The organism is Pseudonocardia cypriaca (genome assembly GCF_006717045.1).
Taxonomy (GTDB): Bacteria; Actinomycetota; Actinomycetes; order Mycobacteriales; family Pseudonocardiaceae; genus Pseudonocardia; species Pseudonocardia cypriaca.
This window is the reverse complement of sequence record NZ_VFPH01000001.1, coordinates 2,283,409-2,307,877: the sequence shown is the minus strand read 5'-3', so window position 1 is coordinate 2,307,877 and position 24,469 is coordinate 2,283,409. Positions and strand designations below refer to the sequence as shown.

Below are 24,469 nucleotides of genomic sequence, written 5' to 3'. Positions count from 1 at the left end.
GCCGGGCAACCCGTGGTGCGAGGGGGTGTGCACGACCTGGCCGCCCGCAACGCACGCGCCGCGGCCTTGTTCACCGCCGGCAACGTGAAGGAAGCCGCGGACATGTTCGAGGACACGTTGCGCGGCTGCCGAGCGCTGCTCGGGCGCGACCACCACGCCACGCTGACCGTCGCCGGCAATCTCGGGGCCGCTCGGATGTCGGCGGGGCAGCGGCGGGAGGGCATCCGGCTGATCGCCGAGAACGTCGCCGACCGATCGCGTGTGCTCGGCGAGGAGGACCCGCGCACCCTCACCGCCCGTGACGCGCTCGCCGTGGCGTACCGGCTCCACGGCGACGTGGACGACGCGGTGCAGCTGTCCGGCAAAGTCATCGCTCAGCGCATCCGGGTGCTGGGACCCGCGCACCCGGACACTCTCACTTCCCGGATGGGAATGGCGCGCTCCCAGGCCGCCGCGGGCGACCTCGATGCGGCCGCCGCCCTGCTCAGCGCGGCCATGCAGGACGCCGAGTCGCTCCCCCCGCGGCATCCGCACCGGACCGCCCTCGCCGAGTGCGCTGAGGCGATCGGCATGACCCTCCTCGAGGGGTAGCTCGTGCCCCTCCGACTCCCCCGAGCCCCGAGACCAGACGAACCGAGGCAGCAGCATGTCGAGCCCATCTACCTATCTGACGAGAGATCGCGATACCGCCCGTGGTTCACCGGCCCGGTCCGCGAGGAAGCCGCGGATGCGGAGCTCGCGGCCATCCTGCGCGCGGCCCCGCAGCCGCAGGCGCATCACCAGCAGTTCGTGCACCGACTCTGACCGGCGCTCATGCACGCCGCGTTGGTTGGCGCACCCCCGGGTTGGCTGACGCATCCTGTTCTACAGGAGGGTGTAAAAGCTGAAATCGTTCGGCGATGCTGTCTCGCAATCTTCAGTAGTGGGTGCCCTGGGGCACCTCCCGCAGTGCGCATTTACCCATCGGACACCGATCCATCGTTTCTCGACGCCGTGCGCCTCGTCGCGCACTGAAGGAGTCGCTATGTCAGGCACCGAGAAGGTGCAGCAGTTGCGTCGGGAGTACCGCAACCGGCAGGTGCGGTGGGGTTTCATCTGGGCCATCTGGTGCGCGGTTCTGTGGGGCGCCTGGTACGTGCCGGGCACGGTCATCTACTCGGAGGTCCCGTTCGTGGATCTCGCCGGATCGACCGGCGACTACCTGCTGGCGGCCATGGTGATCACGACGCTGAACGCGGTGGCGGTGCTGCTGGCGATGTACCTGTGGGTGGCGGTGCTGGGCAAGACCGGCGAGTACGTCCAGACGATGCGGCGGACCCGCATCTCGCGCTGGTACGCCCCGGCCGGGCTCGCCGGCATGCTGGCGATCTTCGGCTCGATCCTCGCGATCGCCTACGTGGGTGCCGCGTTCGCCGCGGTCGCCGCCCTGCTGTACCCGATCATCGGCGCCCTGCTGGCCAGGCTCTGGTACCACGAGCGCATCACCCGCCAGGCGGCCGTGGGCATCATCGTGATCGTCGCCGGAGGAGTGATCATCTTCGCTCCCGGGATCGTCGGGGAGCTCGCCGGCGCCGGCACGGGCGGCATGCTCGGCTACGTGGGTGGCGCGCTGGCGTTCATCGGCTGGGGCGTCGAGGGCGCCATCGCGGGGCGCGCGCTGGACGTCAGCGACCCCGACGTCGGTCTCACGCTGCGGTTCACCGCCGAGGTGGCGCTGTGGGTGCTCGTCGTCGTGCCCATCACGTGGGTGCTCGCGGGCAACCGGCTGTGGGAGGTCATCGGGGCCACGCTGGCCAACCCCAACAACCTGTTGCTGCTCGTCCTGCTCGGGCTGACGTTCGGCTTCTGCTACGTGGCCTGGTACAAGTCCTTCCCGCTCATCGGCGTCGGCCGTGGCCAGGCGATCGCAGCGCTGTACGGGCCGCTCGCGCTGGTGTGGCTGTACCTGTTCACCCTCGAGGCGCCGGGCGTCCAGTTCGTCGTCGGCGGACTGATCGCCGTGATCGGCAGCTTCGTGCTGTTCACCGAGAAGCGCGACGTGCTGGAGGTCGTCCGGGCGGTCCCGGGTGCCCACGTCGACCCGGCACCAACGCCCGAGGAGGTACCCGACATGCACATGAAGGGCCACATGCTGCAGCTGCTCGCGGAGCGGGGGCCGATGTGGGACTACGACATCGCCGACGAGGTGATGCAGGCCTACGGGGTCTCCGGCGACTACTGGTTCGGCACCGTGCGGCTGACGCTCACCGACCTGTTCTCCAGCGGCCTGCTCGACGAGATCGAGACGGCCGTGGATCCGGAGAAGTCGCGCGGCGAGGAGAAGCTGCTGTTCAAGTTCGGCCTCAACGACTTCGGGCGCAGCCGCATGCGGCAGTCCGGCCTGATGGGAGAGAAAGCAGATGAGCACGTTCTTCGCGTATCCGGCGGGCCCGGTGCTGATGGTGATCCTGATGATCGGGCTCCCGCTGCTGGCGCTCTACCAGGCGAGGACGTTCGTCAAGAAGTTGTGAGCGCAACTGACGGAGCGACCCCGGAAAGCCCTGACCCCGTTTCTGCCCCGCTCGCTTCGAGCCCACCCAAGAGGAGAGACATGGCACGTGTCGCCGTCATCGGTGCAGGCCCGAGCGGCCTGGCCCAGCTACACGCGTTCGAGCAGGCGCGTCGGGCGGGTGTCGAGGTCCCCGAGGTCGTCTGTTTCGAGAAGCAGAGCGACTGGGGTGGCCTGTGGAACTACACCTGGCGTACCGGGCTCGACCAGTACGGCGACCCCGTGCACGGGAGCATGTACCGCTACCTGTGGTCGAACGGGCCGAAGGAATGCCTGGAGTTCGCCGACTACACGTTCGACGAACACTTCGGCAAGCCGATCCCGTCGTTCCCGCCGCGTGAGGTGCTCTTCGACTACATCACCGGGCGGGCGAAGAAGAGCAACGTCCGCCAGTACATCCAGTTCGACTCGGCCGTCCGGTGGGTCTCCTTCGACTTGGCCCGCGACGTCTTCGAGGTCACGGTGGAGTCGCGCGAGGACGGTTCCACACGCACCGAGGAGTTCGACCACGTCATCGTCGCGACCGGCCACTTCTCCACACCGAACATGCCCGAGTACCCCGGTTTCGCGAGCTTCCCCGGGCGGGTGCTGCACGCGCACGACTTCCGGGACGCGCAGGAGTTCGCCGGCAAGGACCTGCTCGTCGTGGGCAGCAGCTACTCGGCGGAGGACATCGCACTGCAGTCGAAGAAGTACGGGGCCCGCTCCGTCACGATCTGCTACCGCAACGCCCCCATGGGCTTCGGCTGGCCCGAGGGGATCTCCGAGGTGCCGAAGCTCGATCGCCTGGAGGGCAGGACCGCGCACTTCGTCGACGGGACCACCCGTGACGTGGACGCGATCGTGCTGTGCACCGGATACCGGCACTGGTTCCCGTTCATCGAGGACAACCTGCGGCTGCGCACGGACAACGTCCTCTACCCGGCCGACCTCTACAAGGGTGTGGTCTGGACCGCTAACCCGAAGCTGATGTACCTCGGGATGCAGGACCAGTACTACACGTTCAACATGTTCGACGCGCAGGCGTGGTTCGCCCGCGACGTCGTGCTCGGCCGGATCCCGCTGCCTGCGCGGGGGGAGATGGAGCGCGACATCGCGTCGTGGCGGGAGCGCCAGGACACCCTCGGCGGCCCCGCGGACGACATCGACTTCCAGACCGACTACGTGCGCGACCTGCTCGAGGACGTCGACTACGCGGCGTTCGACCTCGACCTGGTCCGCGAGCACTTCAACACGTGGGAGCACCACAAGGAGGAGAGCATCACCGGCTACCGGGACAAGTCGTTCTCCTCGCCGTGCACGGGCACCACCGGTCCCGTGCACCACACGCCGTGGTGGGACGAGCCCGACGACTCACTGGGAGCGTTCCTGCGAACCGATGCGTGAGTCGCGGTCTCGCGAGCGGAGGTCCCGGGGAGCCGGAGCGTGGACGTCAGCACCTGCGCCCTCGACGGGCATTGCGGCGCCATGGTCGCGCCGCCGCTGAAGCACCCGGAGGGCTCTCCCGGGCGTGACCCCGACGGCTTCCCCGGGAAGGTCGCAAACGCGGCCTGCCCGGTCTGGCTGATCGAGATGAGCGACGACCAGATGATCGAGAGTGGGTGGGCGGCGAAGGTGTAGGTCGCCACCCCTGACGTGCGGGTGCTACGGCTGCAGCCCGCTGTGGGTGTGCGAGCACATGTTGGTCCGCTGCGAGATCGTCCAGCAGCGCCGTGCCCGTGGTGCCGCTCGCGGCGTTCCTGTTCAGGGTGGTCAATCCCTGGGCAGGGCCGCGACCGCGGTGGTGACCACGTGGCGGCGTTGCTCGCGACTGAGCCCCTCCGTGATCGTGGCCATGTCCGGTGTGGCCGAGTGCCACAGCGTCGACAGGTGGACGACCAGCGCGAGCAGCTCGGCCCGGCGGGTACCGGTCGGGACCAACCCGTCGCGCTGCGCCTTCTCGATCGCCTCGACCTTCTGGCGGGTGCTGTCCATGACCACGTCCAGTGATGGTCCGACGGCGGCCCGCTCGAGCCGGTACGACGTGGCCAGCCGGCCGGCGATCGCGTTGTCGGCGCACGGGTCGAACAGGCGGCCCGCGTACTCCGGCAGGTTCGTCGCGTCGACTCGGCGACTCCCGGACGAAGGTCGCCGCCAGCTCCCGCAGCACCGCGTCGAACAGACCCTCCTTGCTGGTGAAGTAGTGGTAGATCTGCGCCTTGTTGCTCTTGGCGGTCGCGGCGATGCAGTCCAGGCGCGCACCTGCGATCCCGTGATCGTCTTTCCTCGGGTGAGCGCCGAGCACATCCGACATCCCGCCTGGGCCGGCCACCTCGACGCGCGCTGCGGTCCGCGGGCGTCCACCTCGGGTACGGCGAGTCCGTCTTCCCATCGACAGGACCCGTCAGGCGCCGCCCGGGGGCGTCCGCTCCCGTGGGCTGCGATCCTCGAGCTGACCTCTCGGGTCATCTCCAGTGTGGCCACCGCACTAGGTAGTGGCGAGCCGGGCTGCGGCGACAGGGGCTCGCGGGGACCTTGGCTACGAATTCAGATTGACCCCATGTCACATTGGCGTGCCCGCCCACGTGCAGGATGCGGTAATTGTTGCGTCGCGCCCGTTCCTCGGCCGCTTGGCGCAGTACCCCGGACCCGGCGTTGAGGTAGTCTGTCGCAACATCTTTGGTCCCGTAACCGTGCGGCGCTTCGGCGAGTCTGACTTCCGAACCTCGGATGCCGAGCGGGACGTCACCGGATGCGCGGGATACGCTGCGACCAGCGAAGGTGGCGCTGAGCTGGGTGCAGGCCAGGTGAGACGTCGATCCCGTCCACCGATTCGGCCGCGAGTGCGCTGAGCTCGGTCCAGGTGCGGTCAACGTCGCGAACCGCTGCGCCGAGGAGATCGTCACACCGTCGTGCTGCGGGGGTTCGGGGCCACGTTCCCGTGTCCGATCTCGCTGAGCCGCTCGTCCCTGGCCTTCTTCGCGACCGCAATGAACTCCCAGCCGTCCGCCTCGCCCTTTCGCGCACCCTGCAGGTTCAGCGGACCCATCCGCCCTGCGTCACGGGTGCCGAGAGCCGGATTCCAACCCGACCACCTCGCTCGAGTGCACCCCGCGGAACTTCTGCGGACGCCCCTTCCGGTGACTGTTCCACGCCCCGTACACCAACGACCCCGGGTCATGCGCGTACAACGCCACGCGGGCCGCCGACAACTGCAGCGGCCCGCGTGGGTGCAGCACAACTCAGCCGAGCAGGGAGCTCAGACCAGGGATGCCATGCAGGAATCCCAGGAAGCCGCCGACCTCCTCCTCAACAGCCGCGACCTCCCCCTCGACAGTCGTCACTTCGCCCTCGATGACAGCTGCCGGGTCCTCCTGGACAGCCGACAGGTGCCCCTCAACAGCTGCTGCCGGGTCCTCCTGGACAGCCGCCACTTCATTCTCAATAGCTGTTAGTGCCGGGTGCTCCACAGCCGACGTCTCCTCAGCCGGAGCCTCGGACTCGGTGCCCGCGCCGGCCTCGGACTCGGTCTCAGGGCTCGACGACGACTCCTCCTCCGGGGTGGACTCGGACTCGGTCGGCTCCCCCGCGGTGCCCTGCTCAGCGGACACGGGCAGGAGGGAGGGAGCGGGGATGGCCGGCAGCTCGGGGATCTCGATGGCGTTCGCAGCTCCGGGGGAGAGCAGCAGCGCAGCAGTGACCGTCACGCCAGCAATTGCAGCCTTCTTCAGCATCATTTCCTCACCACCACAATTCGCCAGAATTGCGATGTAGTCGTAGTGGGTCGGCTCCCCATCGGGGTTATGAGAGCCGCGAGCAAGGCTAGGGGTAGCACAACCGGGCGACAAACCCGGTTCACTCGTTCGGGTGATCAATCATAACTCCTGGTAACCACGGCTCGTTAGCTCACGCGACATGCGAGCTCAATGACATGTGGCCCAATCTTTGGGATTACCAAACCGCGATACCCGTTACGGGGCGCCACCGAGTTCGCCACCCTGCGCTACTTCGCCCTCAACGGCACCGACCACCGCAGCCACGACGAGCAGAACGCCGCGGTCGCCGCCTACGTCCGCTGGCGCAACGCCAGCGCCCAACCCAAGACGAACTTCGCGGTCGACTCACCGATCCGCACCTGGACCAGTTACACGGTCGAAGCTGCGTGACAAGCCACTAGTGGAGCCGCCTCTCGACTCCAGACCGGCTCGGTGCACCGGCGCGTTACATGCATTCGGACCGCCGTCTGGAAGCCTAACTAACCCAGGGGTGGTGGGATCGACCGTCGTCGCGATGGCCACGTCATAGTGTCGAATTCATGAAGATCTCCTCCTGGTCGGTGAACATGACCGGAAGGCTCTTGCGATGCTCCTGCGCTCGTCGACTGTCTGGGTCTTGGCTGACGGCGGCCTGGATTCGTTCGTAGGCGGCACGATCGTCGTACTCCCAGACCGCGACGACCCGGTCGTCTTCGGTCTCCCACCGGCCGACCAACCTGGCGCCATGCCGGAGCTGCACAGGAAGCAGCCAGGTGTGGAAGAACCCGTGGAACACCGCAGCCCCGTCTGGCGTCATGCGGTAGATGCGCATCCTGTAGATCATGTTGATGATCTAACTTCGACGGAGAGTTCGGCCCGCTGCGGCGGGCGCGGCCGGTTAGACGCTGATCTTCGCCGCGCTGGCCGATAGATGGGTGGGGGGAGTGTCAGGCGAGACGCTGCTGCTCAATAGTCAGATTCGAGGTAGGTCGAATGGCTGGTGCGGCGAACCCAGCCGCTCCGTGATCGGGTGCTTGGGAGGGCCGCTCCGGGATCCCCGCCCGGTGTCCCAAAGATCCGGACGCGGACCGGCGACGGCATTGCCGGGGCCTGCAAGGGCTGGAACGCTCCGCGCGCTGCCACGTCACGTGAAGGAGAGCACCACCATGCCCCTCGCCCGGGTCCACGACCACGCCGTGTCGTTCGACGGCCTCGGCACGGGCGCGGCGCAGAGCACCGACGCCCACCCCGGGCACGTCGAGCACCGGCTGCACCGCCGGAAGCGGTGGCCGGATCCGGGTGGCCCTCCGACCGTGTCGACCCTCCTGCTCGTCGTGCTGGTGATGGCGCTTGGCGTCGCCGCGGGTTGTGCGGGCCCGTCGCCGGAGCGTGGCGAGTGCGTCCTCATCGAGGGCGACGGCGTGCAGGAGCAGGTCCGCGCGGCCGGCTGCGGGGACGCGGGCGCGCTGCGCGTACTGGAGGTCCGCTCGTCGGCCGAGCCGTGTCACGACGTGCCGGCGGTGACCCGGTCGCACGAGGAGCTCGGGGCGGGGCAGAAGCTCTGCCTCGGTCCACCCGACGCCGATCCCGGCTCCGCGATCAACACCGCTCAGGTCGGTGACTGCCTCGCGCCGGAGGCAGGCGGGGACCTCCGCGTCCGGGTGGACTGCGCCGATGCCCGGGCGGAGTCGCGGGTGGTCCACCGGGTCGCAGGGGTGGAGGCGGTGACCGCCGACTGCTTCGCGGTCCCGGGCGCGACCGCCGAGTACGAGTGGCGGCTGAAGGGGGACGGCCTGGCCGCGCTGTCGACGGACGCCGTCTCCCTCTGCCTCGGCCCGGCCCGCGCGGATCCCGCGTCGCCGATCGAGCTGGCCCGCCCCGGTGATTGCGTAGCGGACGCAGGGGGCGAGGCCGGGTTCCGTGTCCTGGAGTGCGTGATGCCGGAGGCGGAGTACCTCGTCCTCGAGCGGATCGAGGGACTCGCTGCGTCGGTCGGCGCCTGTGAGGCGATCCCGGAGGCCACGGGGTCGATCCGGGGCAGCGCCGGGCCGGGCGAGGAGTTCACCCTTTGTGTTGCGGCGGCCCGCGGATGAGCCCGGGTATCGCGGGATGGTGGCGCACCGGGCTGGGCTTCCTGAGGCGTGGGGGAGCTGCCCTGGCGGCCTTGGCGGCCCTGGCCGCCGCCGTGGACGCCATGGCGAGCACACTGGCGTCGATCCTCGCGGTCGGCCTGGTGGCCTGGATCGGGGAGGCGGTCTCGCTCGTCGTCCGGGCGTGGGTCTACGGCGCGGCAATGCTGATGCTGGTGCAGCCGGGCGGGGCGCCGGTGGGTGCCGTCGCCGCTCTCGGGAAGGCGGGTCGACGCCTCCCGTTGCTGGTGGGGTGGCTGCTGATCGCCGTCGTTCTCGTGGTGGCGGGCTTGGCTGCGCTCCTGGTCCCGGGGCTCTACCTGCTGGTGGTGCTGGGCTCGACGGTCATCGCGGTGGTGACGGTCGAGGGTCGTGGGCTGCGGCGGTGCCTGGGGTTGGTCCGGGGCCGGTTCTGGTCCACCGCCGCGCGCTTCCTGATGACCCTGGCGCCGGCGGTGGGGTGGTGGTGGGGGACCGAGGCGCTGGCATCGACTCTCCCGGTTCCCCTGTCCTGGATCGCCGCGGGCGCACTCGCCGTCCCTGCCTACATGGCCGTCGCCGCCTTCCTCGCGACGACCTACGTCGAGCTCATCGAGGGTGATCGTCGGCGCCCCGACCCCGTCCGCACCGCGCCCGCCGCGGCGGCAGGCAGCCAACGGGACATCGACGTGCCGCGCCCGGGCGACGCTACGGGAACGGAGCCGCTCGACACCGCCCCACGGCAGCGCACGGCACAGTCGTCGGTCGTTCGCGGCACCGCCGGTGTGGTCGCCGGCCTTCTGCTGGTGCTGGCCGGCGCGGCGGTCTGGGGATCGCTGCGTCCCTCGGGTGTGGCGGATCAAGTCGGCTCCGGTGAGCCGTCAGCGCCCGCGCCGGTCCCGACCACGGCGGCCGCGGCGTTCGCCGAGACCTACACGCAGTCCCGCCGCGACGGGTCGGCGTCCTACACCGCCGATCCGGGGAAGCTCTGGGACGGCCTCGGCTACTTCGGCAGCACCGGAGAGGTCCGTTTCGACGGCGACACCGCCTCGGTGCACGCCCGGCTGAGCGATCCGAAGATGCACGTCCGTGAGGTCGCCGTCGTGGACGGGCAACGGTGGATCAAGGGGATCTACCCGCTCCCGGAGGGCGGGTGGGACCCGTGCTCGGTGCAGGAAGGCGGCCTGTACGCCGCGGAGTGCGCCTTCACGCTCTACCAACAGGATCTCGCCGATCCCCTCGCGCTGCTCGTTCGCGCAGGTCCAGCCGCCCGCGTGACCGCCACGGACATCGGGCTCGTCGACGGTGTACGGGCGAGGTGGTTCGACGTCGCGTTCGATGAGGACCTCGCTGCCCGCCGGGAGACCGATCCCGGGTGGCGTACCCGGTTCGCCGACACCCTCTTCGCGGTGGGGTCGGCCCGGCTCTGGGTCGACCCGGACCAGCGGCTGCTGCGGATGGATCTCCCCCCGTCCGCAGGCGGCGGGCCTGACCAGGCCCGCGTGCTGTACACGGGGTGGGGAACCGTCGACGCGATCGCCGCTCCCTCCTGACCGCGTGGAGACGGGGCCCTGACGTGGAGTCCAGGTCCGACCGTGGCGGACTTCGGTATCGCCCGCTCCACGAGCTTCGCTGCGCGCGAGCACGTTTTCGAGAAACCGTGCTGTCGGGCCCGCTTCACGCCTGGCTAGCAGTCGACCGTCACAGCGGCATCCACCGGTCACGCAACGTGATGCCAGCTACCTTGACGTCGTAGTGGTCGTTGCGGTCGCCGAACTTGGCGTTCGTCGAGCTTGGGGTCGGCTAGCGCCCAGGTGATGGGCAGCCCGGCCGGGGTGCACACCAGGTGCAGGCGCAGTCCTCAGAAGAACCGCGAGTGCGAGGCGCAGTAGCTGTAGCCGGCCCACCCGGCCAGGTTCGACCGTTTCACCGTGGAGCGGGAGCGGGCGCACTCGACCGGGGTGGAGTCGACGATCCACACCGGGTCGTCCCACGGGTCGGTGTCGGTGGCCATGACCCGGATCAGCTGCTTGATCAGCGACAGCGCGCGACGGCGTTCATCGCCGCCCACGACGAGTCGTAGTCGTCGCGGATCTCGGCGACCATGCGCACCGCCCGCTCACGCAACACCGGCGGGTAGGGCGACTGGCAACGACCTGTCATGACTCCATCTCCTCAGAAGATCAAGTCTCCAGACACGCCGGGGCGGTTCATTCGCCGTCTCGATGCCTATCGGGAGCACCTCACAGCTGTTGAGGAACCCCCCGAGCTGTACCTGACGACGGGCATCACGCCAGGCCTGGGCCACGACGACGGCGGGAACGAGCAGGCGGCGCCCCTCTTCCAGCGCGTGCCGCGAGGTCCTCGAGCGTGAACGCCCCGTGCTCGGCCTGCCAGTGCACACCCCGGCCTGAGACTCAGACGATATGTCAGTCAGGGTCCGCGGCGTTGACCGCTATCCAGTGCCGGTGAGCCAAGCGGTCTCGCCCTGGTGGAACGCGTCGAGCTCGGCCGGCCGGTCGTCGCCGAGAAGGTCCTGACTCACCGTCACGCCGCGGGTCGACTGGATCCAGGTGAGGAACCGGTATGACGGCCGAAGCCCAGCGAGCTGGGCCACGTCCACCGGGAGCGCCTCACCTGCATGGACGGGGCGCAGCTCGTCGCGCTCCAGCAGGACCTCGAAGCTCATCAGCCTCCACCGTCCTTCGTCCCGAACGGCACGTGAGAAGAACCGGCAGTAGGCGTGGAAGTCGACCTCCACTCCCTCCACCGTGGTCCGGTTGAAGATCTTCGCCGGGCTCTCGACCGTCGCCCGGTCGCCCTCGACCCGCGCGTAGGCGGGGAAGACCCAGTGCTTGCTGTTCCCTGTCCGCCTCATCCACGTCTTCGTCGCCTCGACGTAGGCCTCGCCGCCGCGTCCGTCGTACCACGTGGTCCGGACGTAGGCGTCGTCGTGGAAGCAGTCACGCATCACGTCGAAGAGTCGCTGGTCGCGGGCGAAGCGTTCCCGCCTCACCAGGTCGAAGAGCTCCTCCCGGTCCAGGAGGACTGCCAGCCGCTCGCCGTGGTCGGGGTTCACCATGTCGTCCCCTCGTTCACTGCCGATAGCCGAGCACGGCCTTCACCTCGAGGTACTCCTCGAAGCCGAACCGCCCGAACTCTCGTCCGTTCCCCGACTGCTTGTAGCCGCCGAACGGCAGGCTGCGGTCGAACGGAGCGCCGTTGAGGTAGACGCGGCCCGCTCGGATGCGGTTGGCGACCCTGCGGGCGTGGTCGGGGTCCTTCGACTGCACGAAGCCCGCCAGCCCGAACGGCGTGTCGTTCGCGATCTCGACGGCCTCGTCCTCGGTCTCGTAGAGCAGGATCGAGAGCACGGGGCCGAAGATCTCCTCGCGCGCGATCCGCATCTGCGGCGTGACGTCGCCGAACACGGTCGGGCGGACGTAGAACCCCTCGTCGAGCCCGTCGGGGCGCCCCGGGCCGCCGACCACGAGCGTCGCGCCCTCGTCGATCCCTGACTGCACGAGCGCGGTGATCTTCTCCAGCTGAGCCTGGCTCACCACGGGCCCCATCGTGGTCGACGGATCGAGCGGGTCCCCGAGACGGACCTCCTCGACCGCCCGTCGCCCCGCGGCGTACGCCTCGTCGCGCTGCGAGCGGTGCACGAGCATCCGGGTGGGCGACTGACAGTTCTGGCCGCCGTTGGTGAAGCACGAGTGCACCCCGGCGACGACCGCGGACTCCAGGTCCGCGTCGGGCAGGATGATGTTGGCCGACTTGCCACCGAGCTCGAGCGCGACGCGCTTCACCGTGTCGGCCGCGAGCTTGGAGACCCGGATGCCGGCGCCGGTCGAGCCGGTGAGCGAGACCATGTCGATGTCGGGGTGCGCCGCGATCGCCTCGCCGACCGTGGGACCGTCACCGTTGACGAGGTTGAACACGCCGGGCGGCAGCCCGGCGTCGTCAATGACCTCGGCGAGCACCATGGCGCTGAGCGGCGCGATCTCGCTCGGCTTGAGCACCACGGTGCATCCCGTGGAGAGGGCCGGGGCCACCTTCGACGCGACCTGGTTCAGCGGCCAGTTCCACGGCGTGATGAGACCGCAGACGCCGATCGGCTCGCGCCGCACGATCCCGGCTCCCATCTCCTCCTCGAAGCGGTAGTCCGCAAGCACGCGGGCCGCCTCCTCGAAGTGGAACAGCGCCACCGTGGCCTGGCGTTCCGTCGAGAACGTGATCGGCGACCCCATCTCGCGCGTCATCGTCCGGGCGATCTCGGGCAGCCGGGCCCGGAAGCCGGAGATGATCCGCTCGAGGTACTCCAGCCGTTGCTCCACGCTGACCTGCGAGTACGCAGCGAAGGCCGCGCGCGCCGCCACCACCGCGCGGTCGACGTCCTCGGCCGTCCCGAGGCTGATCGTCGCGAATGTCTCCTCGGTCGCGGGGTCGAGGACGCCCAAGGTCCGCGGCGCGGCCGGCTCGACCCACGCACCCCCGATGTAGAACAGGTGCCTGGTGGACATGTCGCTCTCCAACCTCCTGACGAGCGTGGTCACGGTGTCGCCACGGTGAGCGGGACGTCGACGCGCGAGCGGAGCTCGTGGAACGAGATCCCCCACGTCTCCCGGACGAGGACCTGGTCCCCGCCGGTGATCTCGAACGTGGCGACGTCGGTATAGATCCGGTCCACGCACCGCAGCGCGGTGAGCGGATACGTGCATTCCGTGACGAGCTTCGGCTCGCCGGTCCTGGTGAACAGCGACATCAGTACGAAGACCTGCTTGGCGCCCACGGCGAGGTCCATCGCCCCGCCGACCGCCGGGATCGCGTCGGGCTCGCCGGTGTGCCAGTTGGCGAGATCCCCCGCTGCCGAGACCTGGTAGGCGCCGAGAACGCACAGGTCGAGGTGGCCGCCTCGCATCATGGCGAACGAGTCGGCGTGGTGGAAGTACGAGGCGCCGGGCAGCTCGGTCACCGGGAACTTGCCGGCATTGATCAGGTCGGGATCGATCGCGTCGCCCGTCGCCGCCGGCCCCATGCCGAGCATGCCGTTCTCGGTGTGGAGGATGACCCCCGACTCCGGGGGGAGGTGGTCGCCGACGGTCGTGGGCTGACCTATGCCGAGGTTGACGTACGCCCGGCGGGGAATGTCGCCCGCGAGCACCCGGGCCATCTCGTCCCGTCCGAGCGGGCCACGGTCGGTGTGCTCGACGATGCTCGGAGACACCACGCTCATGACGGCACCTGCACGATCCGGTGGACGTAGATGCCTGGGGTGACCACGGCCTCGGGATCGAGCGCTCCGGGCTCGACGACGTGCTGCACCTGCACGACGGTGGTCGTCGCGGCCGTCGCCATGACGGGAGCGAAGTTGCGTGCCGTCTTGCGGTAGACGAGGTTCCCGAGGGTGTCTGCGGTGTGGGCGCTGATAAGCGCGACGTCGCCGGCGATGGGCAGCTCGAGGACGTACGTGCGGCCGTCGATCTCGCGGGTCTCCTTTCCCTCCGCGAGGAGGGTCCCGACTCCGGTGCGGGTGTAGAACCCGCCGATCCCGGCTCCGGCGGCGCGCATGCGCTCGGCCAGGTTCCCCTGCGGCGCGACCTCGAGCTCGATCTTCCCGCTGCGGTACAGCTCGTCGAAGACCCAGGAGTCCGTCTGCCGGGGGAACGAGCACACGATCTTGCTCACCTGCCCGGCCGCGAGCAGCGCCGCGAGCCCGGTGTCCCCGTTGCCCGCGTTGTTCGACACGACGGTGAGGTCTCGCGCTCCCTGCCGGATCAACGCGTCGATCAGGTCGAACGGCATGCCGGCCGTGCCGAAGCCGCCGACCAGCACCGTCGAGCCGTCGGCGATGCCGCTGACCGCCTCGTCGGCAGAGGTGCAGAGCAGCGTCATGCGACGTTCTCCAGCACGACCGCCAAGCCTTGACCCACACCGATGCAGATGGCTGCCACGCCCCATCGTTCGCCGGACTCCACGAGCCGCGCCGCGAGGGTCCCGAGAATGCGCCCGCCCGAGGCACCCAGTGGGTGCCCGATGGCGATCGCCCCGCCCTTGGCGTTGACGACCTCGGCGTCCCGCAGCCCGAGCTCGAGCCAGGCGTCGACACAGGCGATCGACTGGACGGCGAACGCCTCGTTCAGCTCGACGGCGCCGATGTCGTCCCAGGTGATGCCCGCCCGCTCGAGCGCGTCGTTGCCGGCCTCGACCGGGGCGTAGCCGAACTGCTGCGGCTCCAGCGCCGCCCAGCCGCGACCGGCGATCCGCGCGACCGGGTCACGACCGATGGCCGCGGCCGCGCTCGCCGAGCCCAGCAGGACCGCGCTCGCGCCGTCGTTCAACGGTGAGCAGTTGCCGGCGGTGATCGTCCCGTCGGGCCGGAACGCCGGCTTCAGCCCGGCCAGCGCCTCGAGCGAGGTGTCGGCACGGATGCTCTCGTCCCGGACCAGGTCGGTGCCGGGGACGGGCACCACGAGGGCGTCGTAGAAGCCCTTCTCCCACGCCTCCGCCGCGAGGCGGTGCGAGCGAGCGCCGAACTCGTCCTGCCGCTCGCGCGAGATCGAGAACTTCTCCTGCAGCTGTTCGTTGCACTCGCCCAGCGAGGCCGTCCACTCGGCGGGCATCCGCTCGTTCACCAGACGCCAGCCCAGCGTCGTGGAGACGGCGGTGACGTCGCCTGCCGGGAACCGGCGCGACGGCTTCGGCAGGACCCATGGCGCCCGCGTCATCGACTCCACGCCTCCGGCGATCGCGATCTCCGCGTCGTCGACCTCGATCATGCGTGCGGCCATCATGGCGGCGTCCAGCGACGAGCCGCAGAGCCGGTTCACCGTGGTGGCGGTCACCGAGACGGGCATGCCCGCGAGCAGCACGGCCATCCGGCCAACGTTGCGATTGTCCTCGCCGGCGCCGTTGGCGTTGCCCCAGAACACGTCGCCGACCTGGCTGGGGTCCAGGTCCGGCGAGCGGTCGAGAAGTGCCTTCAGCGCGGTCGCGGCCAGATCGTCGGTCCTCGTGTCGGCCAAGGCTCCGTTGAAGCGACCGAACGGGGTCCGGACCGACGCGTACACGAATGAGTTGCTCACCGCGTTGTCTCCACTTCCTGCCCCCTATCCGGAGGCGTCGTGTCGTGCCAGTTCGGTAGGACGTGCCGCCCGACGAGGTCGAGCGTGTGGCGGGTGACGTCCCGCGGCGTGCCGAACGGGGCGACCCGCAGCTGGACGGACGTGACCCCCGCCCGGACGTACCGGGCGATCGTCGCGTCGATCTCGTCGGGCGTGCCCACCATGGGGAGCTCGAGCTCAGCAGGGCCGTCCGCACCCATCCATGAGCCCCGCTCGGTGTAGTAGTCGGTCGCGGCCTTCAGGTGGCGCGCGGCGAGCTCGCGGGCAGTGGCGGCATTCTCGTGGACGACGCAGAACCTGGTGGTGGCGACGACTCCACCCGTCCCGACCGGCCGTCCGCCGCGACACGACCAGTAGGCGGCCGACTGCTTGATCAACAGGTCGTCGCAGTAGTTCGTCGCGCCGTAGAATCCGTCGGCGAGCGTCGCGGCACGACGGGCCGAGGCGGCCAACTTGCCGCCCACCAGGATCCGCGGCCCGCCGCGCCGCACCGGGGGTGGGATCGCCACGGGCGAACCGGTACTCGCGTCGGCGGACCAGGCGTCGCGCAGCAATCTCAGCGTGGCGTCGAAGGCCGCGCCGGCCGGACCTGACGCGGGCAGCCCGGCCCGTTGGGCGACCTCCGGGCCGCCGAGCCCGAGGCCGAGGGTGAGCTTCCCGCCGCACAGCTGGTCGAGCAGCGCGGCCTCGTAGGCCAGCTTCTCCGGACTGTACGCGCGCAGGAGCAGCACCGCTGATCCCAGCGCCAGGGACGTCCGTCCGGCCAGATGTCCCAGGACCACCAGGGCGGACGGGAGGTGGAACGGCTGAGGGGCCGCGTGGTAGCTCTCCCCTACCCACGTGGAGTCGAAACCGTGCTGCTCCGCGCGGGCGAGCATCGTGACCGTGCGATCCACCTGTGCGCGGACCGGCTCCTGGGAGCTCAGGTCGAGCGCGACCCCCAGCCGCATTCAGCCGGCGCTCTCTGCTCGCTTGATGACGTCGTCGTAGGAGAAGTTGTTGAACGCCGTGAACATCTCGTCGGTGTAGATGTCCTTCGCCGGGAACTTCTTGATCAGTCCGGCCGAGGCCATGAAGTCGAGCGAACGGGTGAACGCAGCGTCGTCGATCCGGCCCAGGGTCTTGTCGTCGAAGCCCTGTCCGTCCAGACGGACCTGGAGGACCTTGATCCCGTCAGCCAGCGCTTTCTCCTCCGGGTCGGACCCGCGGGTCTCCGGGTGGAGCTTCCACAGGTCGCGGATCGCGGCCTCGGGGTTGGCCTTGGCGAAGACGAACGCCTTCGCCACCGCACGACCGAACCGTTCGAGGACGTCCTTCTTGGCGTCGAGGTTCTTCCGGGTCGTAGCGAAGCCGCCGCCCCACGCGTCCGCCGTCTCCTTGATCGGAAGCGGCGTCAGGGTGACGCCGGCGTTCTTGACGGCCTGGTACTGGATGTCCCAGAGTGCCAACGCATCGACCTGTCCGCTCTTGATGGCGTTGATCTGCTGGGCGCCGGCACCGATCGGCACCAGGCTGGCCGCGTTCTCGTCCATCCCGTTGAGCTTTATCGCGGTCCGGGCGAATGTTGCGCCGGAGCTCGCGACCGCGGTGACGCCGATCTTCTTACCCTTCAGGTCGGCGATGCTCTTCACGGCCGAACCGGCCGGCACCTGCAGGCTGTAGATCCACTTCGGCCAGTAGGAGCCGAAATAGGCCAGGTTCAGGTCCTTGTCGTGGCCGATGGCCACGGGCTCGACCGTCATGAGGCCGAGGTCGGCTCCGCCGCCGGCGACCTGCTGCGCTGCCTGGGTGGCCGACGGGAACAGGTTGGTCGTGACCTTCAGACCCTCCTCCTCGTAGAAGCCCTCGGCCTCCACGACGGCCATGACCGCAAAGCCGGCGTTCCAGCTGGGGGACGCCATCGCGAAGTTCACCGACGTCAGCTCGCCGGACTCGGCCGAGTCGTCGGATCCGCTGTCGGAACCGCACGCACTCAGCGTTACGGCCGCGCACAGGACGGCGACCGCACCACTCACGAACTGCATCGTTCGTCTGGTCTTCACGATGGAACCTTCCACTTACTGGGTGGGGAGCGGGTAGGTGTCTTCGTTGAGCACTCGGCCCGGCGTCCGGGAGAAGTCCAGACGCGGCGGACAGAAGATGTCGATCAGCTGGTTGGTCCCAGAGCCCACGGCCTCGCTGGTGTGGATCATGGGCGGAGGGATCACGGCCACCGAAGGACTGCCGCACCGCAGGTGCCGGTCGTCGCGCCACTCGCTGCGACGCTTCGACCACGGGGTCCGCAGGTGGTGGACGTACTCCCCCTCCACGGCGAGCGAGCACTGCTCGAAGTCGTCGTGGTCGTGCGGCGAGAGGCTGTCCGGATCACGCGGTCCGATCCTGGGCGCCAGGAAGTTGACCATGAAGGTGCTGCACCGCACGATCTGGCCCGGGCGGACGGCGTCTTGCGTCACCGTCAGGTCGGCCAGTCGGTAGGGCCGGATGCGATAACCCTCCGGCGGGTCCGGCCACGGCTCGAACGGCTTGACGTTCGGGTGCGGTTCTGCGTACGAATCCCGGTTGCGCGCCTTGTCCAGCAGGTCGGTGGACCGAGAGCTGAACAGCCGCACGACGGTGCAGTCGTCGACGCCGACGATCGTGCTGCTGCCCGGCGGAACCATCACCACCGCCTTGCCCGAGACCGACGCGGCCTCCCCCAACGCGCGGACCTCGACGCTGCACTCCTCGTAGGGGAGGATCACGACGTACTCGTCCGGCTGATCACCCCGCTCCAGCACGTCGCCGGCGACCAGCGTCGTGTGGGCGAGCACGAAGTTGTGTCCGCGGAAGTACCACGTCGACGATCCGCCAGGGGTCGTCTCGTCGGGATCGCCCGTACCGAGGTCGGAGAACTCCACGTCGGGTGGGGTGGCCAGGGTGGTCATCGCCTGTCCTTTCGGGTCAGCGGCAAGATGCCGGTTCAGTCGTCCAGGCCGAGCAGGAAGGCCGGGTTGTCGCAGAAGATCTGCCGCAGCGACCTCTCGTCCAGGCCGAGGTCCAGCAGCGCGGTCGCGACGCGGATGTAGGAGTCCACCGGCAGCGGCCGATCCTTCTGACCGAGGTCGGAGGCGATCACGGTGTGCTCCGGGCCGATCTTCTCGATCCAGTCCAGAAGGATCTTGGGATCCCACTTCTTGGTCCCCTCGGGGTCGTAGAAGCCGGTCTCGTGCTCGACGAACGCTCCGTAGCCGACGAGCTCACGGCACTTCGCCTCGTCCGCACCGATGACGTAGTCGGGATGGTTGAGCAGCATCCGGGTGACACCCTTGTCCTTGGCCGCGGCAAACAGCTGGGTGATCGACTCGGTCTCCATGTGACCGCCGGTCACCATCGCGCCGCTCTCCTTCACCAGGTCGAGCACCTCGTGGACCTCAGGGATGAGCTCGGCGTTGTCCTGGTGGATGTCGACCCGGGACGACGGCACCTCGACGCTCGCCGTGGGAAAGCCGACGCCCTCCGGATGACAGTCGATGTGCCGGCCGGCCGAGAACGTCGGAAACCACACGGCCCTACCCCCCATGCGCAGTGACATGGCCACCGCCTGCGGGTTGATGCCGCCGACCATGCTGTTCAGGGTTATGCCCCCGAAGACCGGGGTGCTGATCTTCGCCAGCCGGTCGCGCATCGCGAGCAGGTCCATGACGGTGTTGTGGTGGTGGGACTTCACCAGCACGCCCCGCATGCCGAGCCGCTCGCCGTCCTTGCCGGCCTCGGCATGGTCGATGCGTCGAGGGAACGGGTTCGGGCCGGAATGGCAGTGCAGGTCGACGCAGCCGTTCAGCAGCTTGATGACGGCGGGTGAGTCGGTCATGAAGTCTCCAGGCGTCGACAGTGTTCGCATCACAGACTGAGAGTTCGCGATTCGGTCTGTCAAGAGAGTATTCCGGACGATGCTTCGACGAAAACCCCTGGAAGATCTTGCTGTGAGACGCAGGCCATGCGTACCCTCCGTCCGTACTGCGGACTACACGCACACCTTGCGGACATTAAACGAGACGGGTGAAACCCAATGGCGGAGGACCAGGACGAGCCGGTGACTGCTCGCGAGCAGGACATCCAGGCGGTGAGCCGGACCGCGCAGATCCTCGGACTGTTCGGTCCGGAGACTCCGGAGCTCTCCGTCGCGGAGGCCACCCGCCGGCTCGGTCTGAAGCGGACCACGGTGCACCGCTACTTCAGCTCGATGATCAGCTCGGGCCTGCTCGAGCGCGTGGAGGACTCCGCACTCGTCCGTCCCGGACGGTCGATCCTGCAGCTCGGCAGCTTCATGCTGGGACAGCAGCGCATCATGCAGATGGCGCCGGCCTACCTGCGCGAGCTCGCGCTCGAGATCAAGGTCAGCACCGTGCTGTCGCTGTGGGGCGCCTCCGGCCCGGTCGTCTCGCTGGTCGAGGAGGCTGACCATGCCACCCTGGTGACGGTGCGCGTCGGCTCGCAGCTCGCCCTGAACTCCTCGCAGGCCAAGGTCTTCCTGGCCTTCCTCCCCGACCAGTTCCATGCCGAACGGCTCACCGGCAGCCTCCCCGAGCCCGAGCGCACCGAGACTCGCCGTCGTATCGAGGCGATCCGGCAGGCCGGGATGAGCAGCAACGTCAACCACCGCGGCATCTGCGTCCTCGCGGCGCCGGTGTTCGCGGCGGCCGGGATCTGCGCCACGATCGCGGCCGTCGGCACCGAGCGGATGCTGCCGGAGGCGCTGGACTCCCGAGAGGCCACGGCGTTGAAGGCCGCCTGCAAGCAGCTGACCAAGGAGATGGGCGGCACGTGGCCCGAGGCGACCGGCTAACGCTGCCAGCCCGACAACCCGGGCGCGGGCAGTCTGTGCCCGAACCAGGTGAGGAAGGACAGACATGCCGACCAGCACCGACACCGACTGCGTGATCCGCTTGGACTCGCTGTCCATGCTCTACCCGACGAAGTCCGGCGGGACCGTCCAGGCTCTCGACGATGTCTCCCTCAGCGTCCGAGCCGGTGAGTTCATCTCCATCGTCGGCCCCAGCGGCTGCGGCAAGAGCACGCTGCTGCGGATCATCATGGGCCTGTCCCGCCAGACCTCCGGACAGGTCACCTTCGAGCCGTCGGAGGACACCCACCGCAACCAGCTCGGGATGGTCTTCCAGCAGCCGCTGCTGCTGCCATGGCGCACCGTGCGGAAGAACCTGCTGACGTCGCCGGACCTTCACCACGCGCGGGACGCCGCGACCCACGCGAAGGCCGCCGAGCTGCTGGTCATGCTGGGCCTGGAGGAGTTCGGCGACCGGTACCCCCACGAGCTGTCCGGCGGGATGCAGCAGCGGGTCGGGATCGGCCGCGCCCTGATGCACGACCCGCGCATCCTGCTCATGGACGAGCCCTTCGGCGCCCTCGACGCGATGACCCGCGACCAGATGGGACTGGACCTGCTGAAGATCTGGGACCAGGACCGCAAGACCGTGCTGTTCGTGACGCACAGCATCCCCGAGGCGGTGCTCCTCGCCGACCGCGTCGTGGTCATGACACCGCGACCCGGCCGGCTGGCGGACGTCGTCGAGGTCGCGCTCCCTCGTCCGCGGCGGCTCGAGAACATCAACACGCCTGAGTTCGGCGCGATCGTCCTGAAGATCCGCAAGCTGCTCGACTCCGAGCACAGCGCCCACTAGGAGACCTGATGTCCACCCACACCAATCGCCGCGCAGCCGGCCGAGAGGCACTCGCCGTCCCGGACGGCGAGACCGTGCCGGTGGGGGTGCCCACGAGCTCGGACAACCCGGTCCGAAGCCGACGCCGCCGAGTACCGGAGATCACCTACAGCGTGCTGGTGTTCATCGGGCTGTTGGTGGTCTGGCAGGCCATCGTGAAGATGTTCGACGTCTCCAACATCCTCGTCCCCGCGCCCACCGCCGTCGTCGGCTCCCTGGTCGACGGCTTCCAGGACGGCAGCCTGATGACCCACTCGGTCGTCACCCTGAAAGAGATCCTGATCGGGTTCGGCATCGCGGTCGGCTCGGCACTGCTCTCCGCGGTGCTCATCACCCAGTTCCGGGCGGTGGAGCGCGTGCTCTTCCCGCTGCTCATCCTGACCCAGACCATCCCGAAGGTCGCCATGGCGCCTCTGCTGATCGTCTGGTTCGGCATCGGGATCAGCTCGAAGGTGCTGACCGTGGCCCTGATCGCGTTCTTCCCCCTGCTGATCAACGCCATCCTGGGATTCCGGTCCGCCGCCTACGAGCAGGTCGAAATGCTCCGGTCCTTCGGCGCGTCCCGCATGCAGGTCATGCAGCACCTGCAGATCCCGTCGGCGCTTCCGCACATCTTCGCGGGACTGGAGGTCGCCGTCATCCTGTCCGTGACCGGCGCCGTGGTCGCGGAGTTCGTGGGCAGCTCCGAAGGTCTGGGCTACCTGATCCAGGCGAGCAACTTCACCCTGGACGTGGCCAGGACCTTCGCGGTGATCGTCGTGCTGTCGGCCATCGGCATCGCACTGCACGCGGTCGTCGTGCGGCTCGGCAAGTGGCTGGTCTTCTGGACCGCCACCCCCACCGACACCGCCGGCGAGGTCTGAGCCCGTGGCACGGGTGCGCGACGGGATCAACGGCGGCACGCTCGAGACCTGGATCAAGCTCTCCAGCCCCGAGAGTGTCGAGATCATGGCTTACGCGGGCTTCGACTTCGTGGTCATCGACCTCGAGCACACGACACTGGACCTGGGCGCCGCCTCGACCCACATCGCGATGGCCCGCGCCCTCGGGGTGTACCCGCTCGTCAGGGTGCCTGACCACGGCCTCAGCGTGATCCAGCGGGTCCTGGACGCCGGCGCGGCCGGTGTGGTCGTGCCGCACCTCGACACGGTCGAGCAGGCCCGGGCGGTCGTGCGGGCCACCTGCTTCCCGCCGCGCGGCGACCGCGGGTCCGGCGGCACCAGCCGAGCGGGTCGCTGGGGCTGCTGCCGCGGGCGGACTACCTCGAGTACGGCAACGAGCAGGCCCTGTGCATCGTCCAGCTCGAGAGCGAGGTGGCGATCAGGAACACGAGGGAGATCCTGGCCCTCGACGGCATCGGTGCCGCGTTCGTCGGGACGGCCGACCTTGCCATGTCGATGGGCGTCGCGGCGGGAAGCGACGAGGTGGACCGGCTCGCCACGTCCGCGCTGGCGGCTGCTGCCGCGGCAGGTGTTCCCATCGGCACCGCGTCCGCCACGATTGACCAGGCCCGGGCCGCACTGGCCCGGGGCTACGACTACGTGGTGGTCCGCAACGACACCTCGATCCTCGCCAGCGGAGGCCGGGCGATCGTGAACGCGCTGAAAGCGCCCGTCGCCGAGCGAGTCGCTCGATGAGCCCGCCACGTGTCGCCATCGTGACGGGCTCGAGCTCCGGGATCGGAGAAGGGATCGCCCGCGCGCTAGCGGCCGACGGCTTTACCGTCGTGGTGACCTCGTCCACCTCGGTCGACGCCGGTGAGCGGCTCGCGGCCGAGCTCCCGGGGGCCAGCTACATCCAGGCCGACATCGCCGATCCCTCCGACGCCGTGCGCCTGGTGGAGACGGCCGTGGAGCGGCACGGCCAGCTCGACCTGCTGGTGAACAACGCCGGCGTGTCGCGACCCGTCCCCCACACCGACCTGGATGCGATCACCGCTGACGACTGGCACCGGATCCTCGGCGTCAACGTCGTCGGGACGTGGCAGGTCTCCGTCGCCGCCGTGAAGGTCATGGAGCCCGGCGGCCAGATCATCAACATCACCTCGGTGGGCGGCTCGCGCCCCCTCGGCAGCTCGATCCCCTACTCCGTCAGCAAGGCCGCCCTCGACCACCTGACGAGACTGCTGGCCAAGGCCGTGGGTCCAGACATCCGGGTGAACGCGATCGCCCCGGGGCCGGTCGAGACCCGACTTACCTCGGACAGCCTCGCCACACGGGCGGCGCGCACGGCGGCAATGACACCGCTGTGCCGGCTCGGGCAACCATCCGACGTCGCAGCGATGGTTTTGGCGCTCATCAAGGTCCCCTTCGTAACCGGTGAGGTGATCCACGTCGATGGCGGCATCAACCTCGTCACCCACGTCGACGCGCCTCGCAACGACGACGAGTGATCCGTGAGCCCGTTCCGCCCCGCTGAGCGGGCGCGTCCGCATCGGACGATCCGTCCGGCGCCCGAGTGAATCACCGCGCCCCGAGGCGCCGAACTGCCGGCGATGATCAAGTGCCCAGGCGGAGAGCCGGAATCAACCGCACGACGAACCTGATCCCAGACCTCGGGGAACCGCAACGACGCCGAGGACCGCGCCGCCGACATCGAGTCCGACCAACGCCGCGGCCGCTTCGTCGACCCCCGCCTGGCACAGACCTCGATCGACGAACGGATCCGCAACTGGTCCCGAGCCCACTACGTCACCGACACGACCCGCGCGACCTACGACTCCCACATCCGCAACCACATCCTGCCCCGCTGGTCCGGCACCCCCGTGGGAGACATCGCGCGCATCGCGGTCAAGGGCTGGGTGAACAACCAGCTCCGCCGCACGCTCAGCGACAAGAGCTGCCAGGACATCCTGGTGCTGTTCTCCATGATCCTCGGCGAAGCGGTCGACGAAGGACTCATCGGCACCAACCCCTGCCGCAAGCTGCGCATCAGCGTGGCTCAGCTCCTCGAGCCGGGCCCGGACGCGCGTGAACACTTCGGACCACGGAGGTGGTCAGCAGACCCTGCTCCCCGCACACGCAAACAGCCTGCCGATGAAGATCATCGACAGGCCGTCTGACGAGGCAAAACACACGGTGGGCGATACTGGGATCGAACCAGTGACTTCCTACGAAGCGCGACACTGGGCGCTACCTGCTGATACCCTCCTCTAGCTGGGCAGATGCGGCCCGGTGTCGCGTGTCAGATCAGGACGAGTGGCCACGGATCCACGTTCGATCTGGCACGCAGCTGGCAC

27 protein-coding genes and 3 pseudogenes are annotated in these 24,469 nt (G+C 69.1%); 13 read left to right on the top strand and 17 right to left on the bottom strand.

Annotation, left to right across the window (positions count from 1 at the left end):
- Nucleotides 1-12 precede the first annotated feature (12 nt).
- The 3 genes from FB388_RS11010 (at nucleotide 13) to FB388_RS39345 (ending at nucleotide 4,168) form a co-directional block, all read left to right on the top strand.
- The gene (locus FB388_RS11010) at nucleotides 13-591 is read left to right on the top strand and encodes a tetratricopeptide repeat protein (protein ID WP_211361852.1); all 579 of its coding nucleotides are present in this window, start codon (nucleotides 13-15) and stop codon (nucleotides 589-591) included.
- Between the two features lie 433 nt (nucleotides 592-1,024).
- Nucleotides 1,025-3,934 carry an NAD(P)-binding domain-containing protein gene (locus tag FB388_RS39885; RefSeq protein WP_142100010.1) on the top strand — a complete coding sequence of 970 codons (2,910 nt, stop codon included), beginning with the start codon at nucleotides 1,025-1,027 and terminating at the stop codon, nucleotides 3,932-3,934.
- 39 nt (nucleotides 3,935-3,973) lie between these two features.
- Nucleotides 3,974-4,168: a hypothetical protein gene (locus FB388_RS39345; RefSeq protein WP_170225560.1), complete on the top strand. Its 195-nt coding sequence runs from the start codon at nucleotides 3,974-3,976 to the stop codon at nucleotides 4,166-4,168.
- Nucleotides 4,169-4,300: 132 nt separating this feature from the next.
- Here the strand turns inward: FB388_RS39345 and FB388_RS40345 are convergent, their stop codons facing one another.
- The 5 genes and pseudogenes from FB388_RS40345 to FB388_RS10990 all read right to left on the bottom strand — a co-directional run bounded on the left by FB388_RS40345 (nucleotide 4,301) and on the right by FB388_RS10990 (nucleotide 6,264).
- Nucleotides 4,301-4,789 carry a hypothetical protein gene (locus FB388_RS40345; protein WP_246122083.1) on the bottom strand — a complete coding sequence of 163 codons (489 nt, stop codon included), beginning with the start codon at nucleotides 4,787-4,789 and terminating at the stop codon, nucleotides 4,301-4,303.
- Nucleotides 4,707-4,919, bottom strand: a pseudogene (locus FB388_RS41185) (TetR family transcriptional regulator); the annotation flags it as partial. The pseudogene FB388_RS41185 and the gene FB388_RS40345, both read right to left, overlap by 83 nt.
- 510 nt (nucleotides 4,920-5,429) lie before the next feature.
- Nucleotides 5,430-5,576 carry a hypothetical protein gene (locus FB388_RS39330; protein ID WP_170225559.1) on the bottom strand — a complete coding sequence of 49 codons (147 nt, stop codon included), beginning with the start codon at nucleotides 5,574-5,576 and terminating at the stop codon, nucleotides 5,430-5,432.
- Between the two features lie 10 nt (nucleotides 5,577-5,586).
- Complete coding sequence (locus tag FB388_RS41180) at nucleotides 5,587-5,724, bottom strand: type I-G CRISPR-associated protein Cas7 (protein WP_425468559.1); 138 nt, start codon at nucleotides 5,722-5,724, stop codon at nucleotides 5,587-5,589.
- 45 nt (nucleotides 5,725-5,769) lie between these two features.
- Nucleotides 5,770-6,264: a hypothetical protein gene (locus FB388_RS10990; RefSeq protein ID WP_142100004.1), complete on the bottom strand. Its 495-nt coding sequence runs from the start codon at nucleotides 6,262-6,264 to the stop codon at nucleotides 5,770-5,772.
- Nucleotides 6,265-6,453: 189 nt separating this feature from the next.
- Here FB388_RS10990 and FB388_RS10985 point away from each other — a divergent pair, with 189 nt between their 5' ends.
- The gene (locus tag FB388_RS10985) at nucleotides 6,454-6,693 is read left to right on the top strand and encodes a transposase (RefSeq protein WP_142100002.1); all 240 of its coding nucleotides are present in this window, start codon (nucleotides 6,454-6,456) and stop codon (nucleotides 6,691-6,693) included.
- Nucleotides 6,694-6,826: 133 nt separating this feature from the next.
- Here the strand turns inward: FB388_RS10985 and FB388_RS10980 are convergent, their stop codons facing one another.
- Nucleotides 6,827-7,114, bottom strand: coding sequence for an NIPSNAP family protein (locus FB388_RS10980; protein ID WP_170225558.1), 288 nt, complete (start codon nucleotides 7,112-7,114; stop codon nucleotides 6,827-6,829).
- A 334-nt stretch (nucleotides 7,115-7,448) separates the two neighbouring features.
- Here FB388_RS10980 and FB388_RS10975 point away from each other — a divergent pair, with 334 nt between their 5' ends.
- Entirely contained in the window at nucleotides 7,449-8,375 is a 927-nt protein-coding gene (locus tag FB388_RS10975) for an LppU/SCO3897 family protein (protein ID WP_142099998.1), read from the top strand.
- Between the two features lie 71 nt (nucleotides 8,376-8,446).
- Nucleotides 8,447-9,943 (top strand): hypothetical protein, encoded by a 1,497-nt coding sequence (locus FB388_RS10970; protein ID WP_142099997.1) that lies wholly within the window; start codon nucleotides 8,447-8,449, stop codon nucleotides 9,941-9,943.
- Nucleotides 9,944-10,164: 221 nt separating this feature from the next.
- Here FB388_RS10970 and FB388_RS10965 read toward each other — a convergent pair.
- The 11 genes and pseudogenes from FB388_RS10965 to FB388_RS10920 form a co-directional block, all read right to left on the bottom strand.
- Nucleotides 10,165-10,443, bottom strand: a pseudogene (locus FB388_RS10965) (transposase family protein); the annotation flags it as partial.
- The gene (locus FB388_RS40845) at nucleotides 10,425-10,553 is read right to left on the bottom strand and encodes a hypothetical protein (RefSeq protein WP_281290425.1); all 129 of its coding nucleotides are present in this window, start codon (nucleotides 10,551-10,553) and stop codon (nucleotides 10,425-10,427) included. The pseudogene FB388_RS10965 and the gene FB388_RS40845, both read right to left, overlap by 19 nt.
- A 292-nt stretch (nucleotides 10,554-10,845) precedes the next feature.
- On the bottom strand, nucleotides 10,846-11,472 hold the full coding sequence (locus tag FB388_RS10960; RefSeq protein WP_211361851.1) for a nuclear transport factor 2 family protein: 627 nt from the start codon (nucleotides 11,470-11,472) through the stop codon (nucleotides 10,846-10,848).
- Nucleotides 11,473-11,485: 13 nt separating this feature from the next.
- A complete protein-coding gene (locus tag FB388_RS10955) occupies nucleotides 11,486-12,913 on the bottom strand; it encodes an aldehyde dehydrogenase family protein (RefSeq protein ID WP_142099995.1) in 1,428 nt (475 codons plus the stop codon).
- Nucleotides 12,914-12,942: 29 nt separating this feature from the next.
- Complete coding sequence (locus FB388_RS10950; protein WP_142099993.1) at nucleotides 12,943-13,626, bottom strand: 3-oxoacid CoA-transferase subunit B; 684 nt, start codon at nucleotides 13,624-13,626, stop codon at nucleotides 12,943-12,945.
- Nucleotides 13,623-14,285, bottom strand: coding sequence for a 3-oxoacid CoA-transferase subunit A (locus FB388_RS10945; RefSeq protein ID WP_142099991.1), 663 nt, complete (start codon nucleotides 14,283-14,285; stop codon nucleotides 13,623-13,625). Before FB388_RS10945 ends, FB388_RS10950 begins: the two co-directional genes overlap by 4 nt.
- Nucleotides 14,282-15,475 carry a thiolase family protein gene (locus tag FB388_RS10940; protein ID WP_142099989.1) on the bottom strand — a complete coding sequence of 398 codons (1,194 nt, stop codon included), beginning with the start codon at nucleotides 15,473-15,475 and terminating at the stop codon, nucleotides 14,282-14,284. Before FB388_RS10940 ends, FB388_RS10945 begins: the two co-directional genes overlap by 4 nt.
- Nucleotides 15,472-16,464 carry an LLM class flavin-dependent oxidoreductase gene (locus FB388_RS10935; RefSeq protein WP_142099987.1) on the bottom strand — a complete coding sequence of 331 codons (993 nt, stop codon included), beginning with the start codon at nucleotides 16,462-16,464 and terminating at the stop codon, nucleotides 15,472-15,474. Before FB388_RS10935 ends, FB388_RS10940 begins: the two co-directional genes overlap by 4 nt.
- Nucleotides 16,465-17,556, bottom strand: coding sequence for an ABC transporter substrate-binding protein (locus tag FB388_RS10930; protein ID WP_211361850.1), 1,092 nt, complete (start codon nucleotides 17,554-17,556; stop codon nucleotides 16,465-16,467).
- Nucleotides 17,557-17,571: 15 nt separating this feature from the next.
- Nucleotides 17,572-18,438 (bottom strand): cupin domain-containing protein, encoded by an 867-nt coding sequence (locus FB388_RS10925; protein ID WP_142099985.1) that lies wholly within the window; start codon nucleotides 18,436-18,438, stop codon nucleotides 17,572-17,574.
- Between the two features lie 35 nt (nucleotides 18,439-18,473).
- Nucleotides 18,474-19,364: a DUF6282 family protein gene (locus tag FB388_RS10920; protein WP_142099983.1), complete on the bottom strand. Its 891-nt coding sequence runs from the start codon at nucleotides 19,362-19,364 to the stop codon at nucleotides 18,474-18,476.
- Between the two features lie 222 nt (nucleotides 19,365-19,586).
- Between FB388_RS10920 and FB388_RS10915 the strand changes: the two genes are divergently transcribed.
- The 7 genes and pseudogenes from FB388_RS10915 to FB388_RS41295 all read left to right on the top strand — a co-directional run bounded on the left by FB388_RS10915 (nucleotide 19,587) and on the right by FB388_RS41295 (nucleotide 24,292).
- Complete coding sequence (locus tag FB388_RS10915; protein ID WP_211361849.1) at nucleotides 19,587-20,339, top strand: IclR family transcriptional regulator; 753 nt, start codon at nucleotides 19,587-19,589, stop codon at nucleotides 20,337-20,339.
- Nucleotides 20,340-20,403: 64 nt separating this feature from the next.
- The gene (locus FB388_RS10910; RefSeq protein WP_142099979.1) at nucleotides 20,404-21,192 is read left to right on the top strand and encodes an ABC transporter ATP-binding protein; all 789 of its coding nucleotides are present in this window, start codon (nucleotides 20,404-20,406) and stop codon (nucleotides 21,190-21,192) included.
- An 8-nt stretch (nucleotides 21,193-21,200) separates the two neighbouring features.
- Entirely contained in the window at nucleotides 21,201-22,094 is an 894-nt protein-coding gene (locus FB388_RS10905) for an ABC transporter permease (protein WP_142099977.1), read from the top strand.
- An 85-nt stretch (nucleotides 22,095-22,179) separates the two neighbouring features.
- A pseudogene (locus FB388_RS40335) lies at nucleotides 22,180-22,389 on the top strand (aldolase/citrate lyase family protein); the annotation flags it as partial.
- Nucleotides 22,390-22,544: 155 nt separating this feature from the next.
- Entirely contained in the window at nucleotides 22,545-22,868 is a 324-nt protein-coding gene (locus FB388_RS40330; protein ID WP_246121814.1) for an aldolase/citrate lyase family protein, read from the top strand.
- Entirely contained in the window at nucleotides 22,865-23,623 is a 759-nt protein-coding gene (locus FB388_RS10895; protein WP_170225557.1) for an SDR family NAD(P)-dependent oxidoreductase, read from the top strand. Before FB388_RS40330 ends, FB388_RS10895 begins: the two co-directional genes overlap by 4 nt.
- Before the next feature lie 372 nt (nucleotides 23,624-23,995).
- Entirely contained in the window at nucleotides 23,996-24,292 is a 297-nt protein-coding gene (locus tag FB388_RS41295) for a hypothetical protein (RefSeq protein WP_246121812.1), read from the top strand.
- Nucleotides 24,293-24,469 lie beyond the last annotated feature (177 nt).

Bases quoted from the DNA above. Each gene is read 5' to 3' on its own strand.
- FB388_RS39885 (WP_142100010.1), top strand. From the start codon at position 1,025: ATGTCAGGCACCGAGAAGGTGCAGCAGTTGCGTCGGGAGTACCGCAAC.
- FB388_RS39330 (WP_170225559.1), bottom strand. From the start codon at position 5,576: ATGGGTCCGCTGAACCTGCAGGGTGCGCGAAAGGGCGAGGCGGACGGC.
- FB388_RS10990 (WP_142100004.1), bottom strand. From the start codon at position 6,264: ATGATGCTGAAGAAGGCTGCAATTGCTGGCGTGACGGTCACTGCTGCG.
- FB388_RS10985 (WP_142100002.1), top strand. From the start codon at position 6,454: ATGACATGTGGCCCAATCTTTGGGATTACCAAACCGCGATACCCGTTA.
- FB388_RS10980 (WP_170225558.1), bottom strand. From the start codon at position 7,114: ATGCGCATCTACCGCATGACGCCAGACGGGGCTGCGGTGTTCCACGGG.
- FB388_RS10975 (WP_142099998.1), top strand. From the start codon at position 7,449: ATGCCCCTCGCCCGGGTCCACGACCACGCCGTGTCGTTCGACGGCCTC.
- FB388_RS40845 (WP_281290425.1), bottom strand. From the start codon at position 10,553: ATGACAGGTCGTTGCCAGTCGCCCTACCCGCCGGTGTTGCGTGAGCGG.
- FB388_RS10960 (WP_211361851.1), bottom strand. From the start codon at position 11,472: ATGGTGAACCCCGACCACGGCGAGCGGCTGGCAGTCCTCCTGGACCGG.
- FB388_RS10955 (WP_142099995.1), bottom strand. From the start codon at position 12,913: ATGTCCACCAGGCACCTGTTCTACATCGGGGGTGCGTGGGTCGAGCCG.
- FB388_RS10950 (WP_142099993.1), bottom strand. From the start codon at position 13,626: ATGAGCGTGGTGTCTCCGAGCATCGTCGAGCACACCGACCGTGGCCCG.
- FB388_RS10945 (WP_142099991.1), bottom strand. From the start codon at position 14,285: ATGACGCTGCTCTGCACCTCTGCCGACGAGGCGGTCAGCGGCATCGCC.
- FB388_RS10935 (WP_142099987.1), bottom strand. From the start codon at position 16,464: ATGCGGCTGGGGGTCGCGCTCGACCTGAGCTCCCAGGAGCCGGTCCGC.
- FB388_RS10925 (WP_142099985.1), bottom strand. From the start codon at position 18,438: ATGACCACCCTGGCCACCCCACCCGACGTGGAGTTCTCCGACCTCGGT.
- FB388_RS10920 (WP_142099983.1), bottom strand. From the start codon at position 19,364: ATGACCGACTCACCCGCCGTCATCAAGCTGCTGAACGGCTGCGTCGAC.
- FB388_RS10910 (WP_142099979.1), top strand. From the start codon at position 20,404: ATGCCGACCAGCACCGACACCGACTGCGTGATCCGCTTGGACTCGCTG.
- FB388_RS10905 (WP_142099977.1), top strand. From the start codon at position 21,201: ATGTCCACCCACACCAATCGCCGCGCAGCCGGCCGAGAGGCACTCGCC.
- FB388_RS10895 (WP_170225557.1), top strand. From the start codon at position 22,865: ATGAGCCCGCCACGTGTCGCCATCGTGACGGGCTCGAGCTCCGGGATC.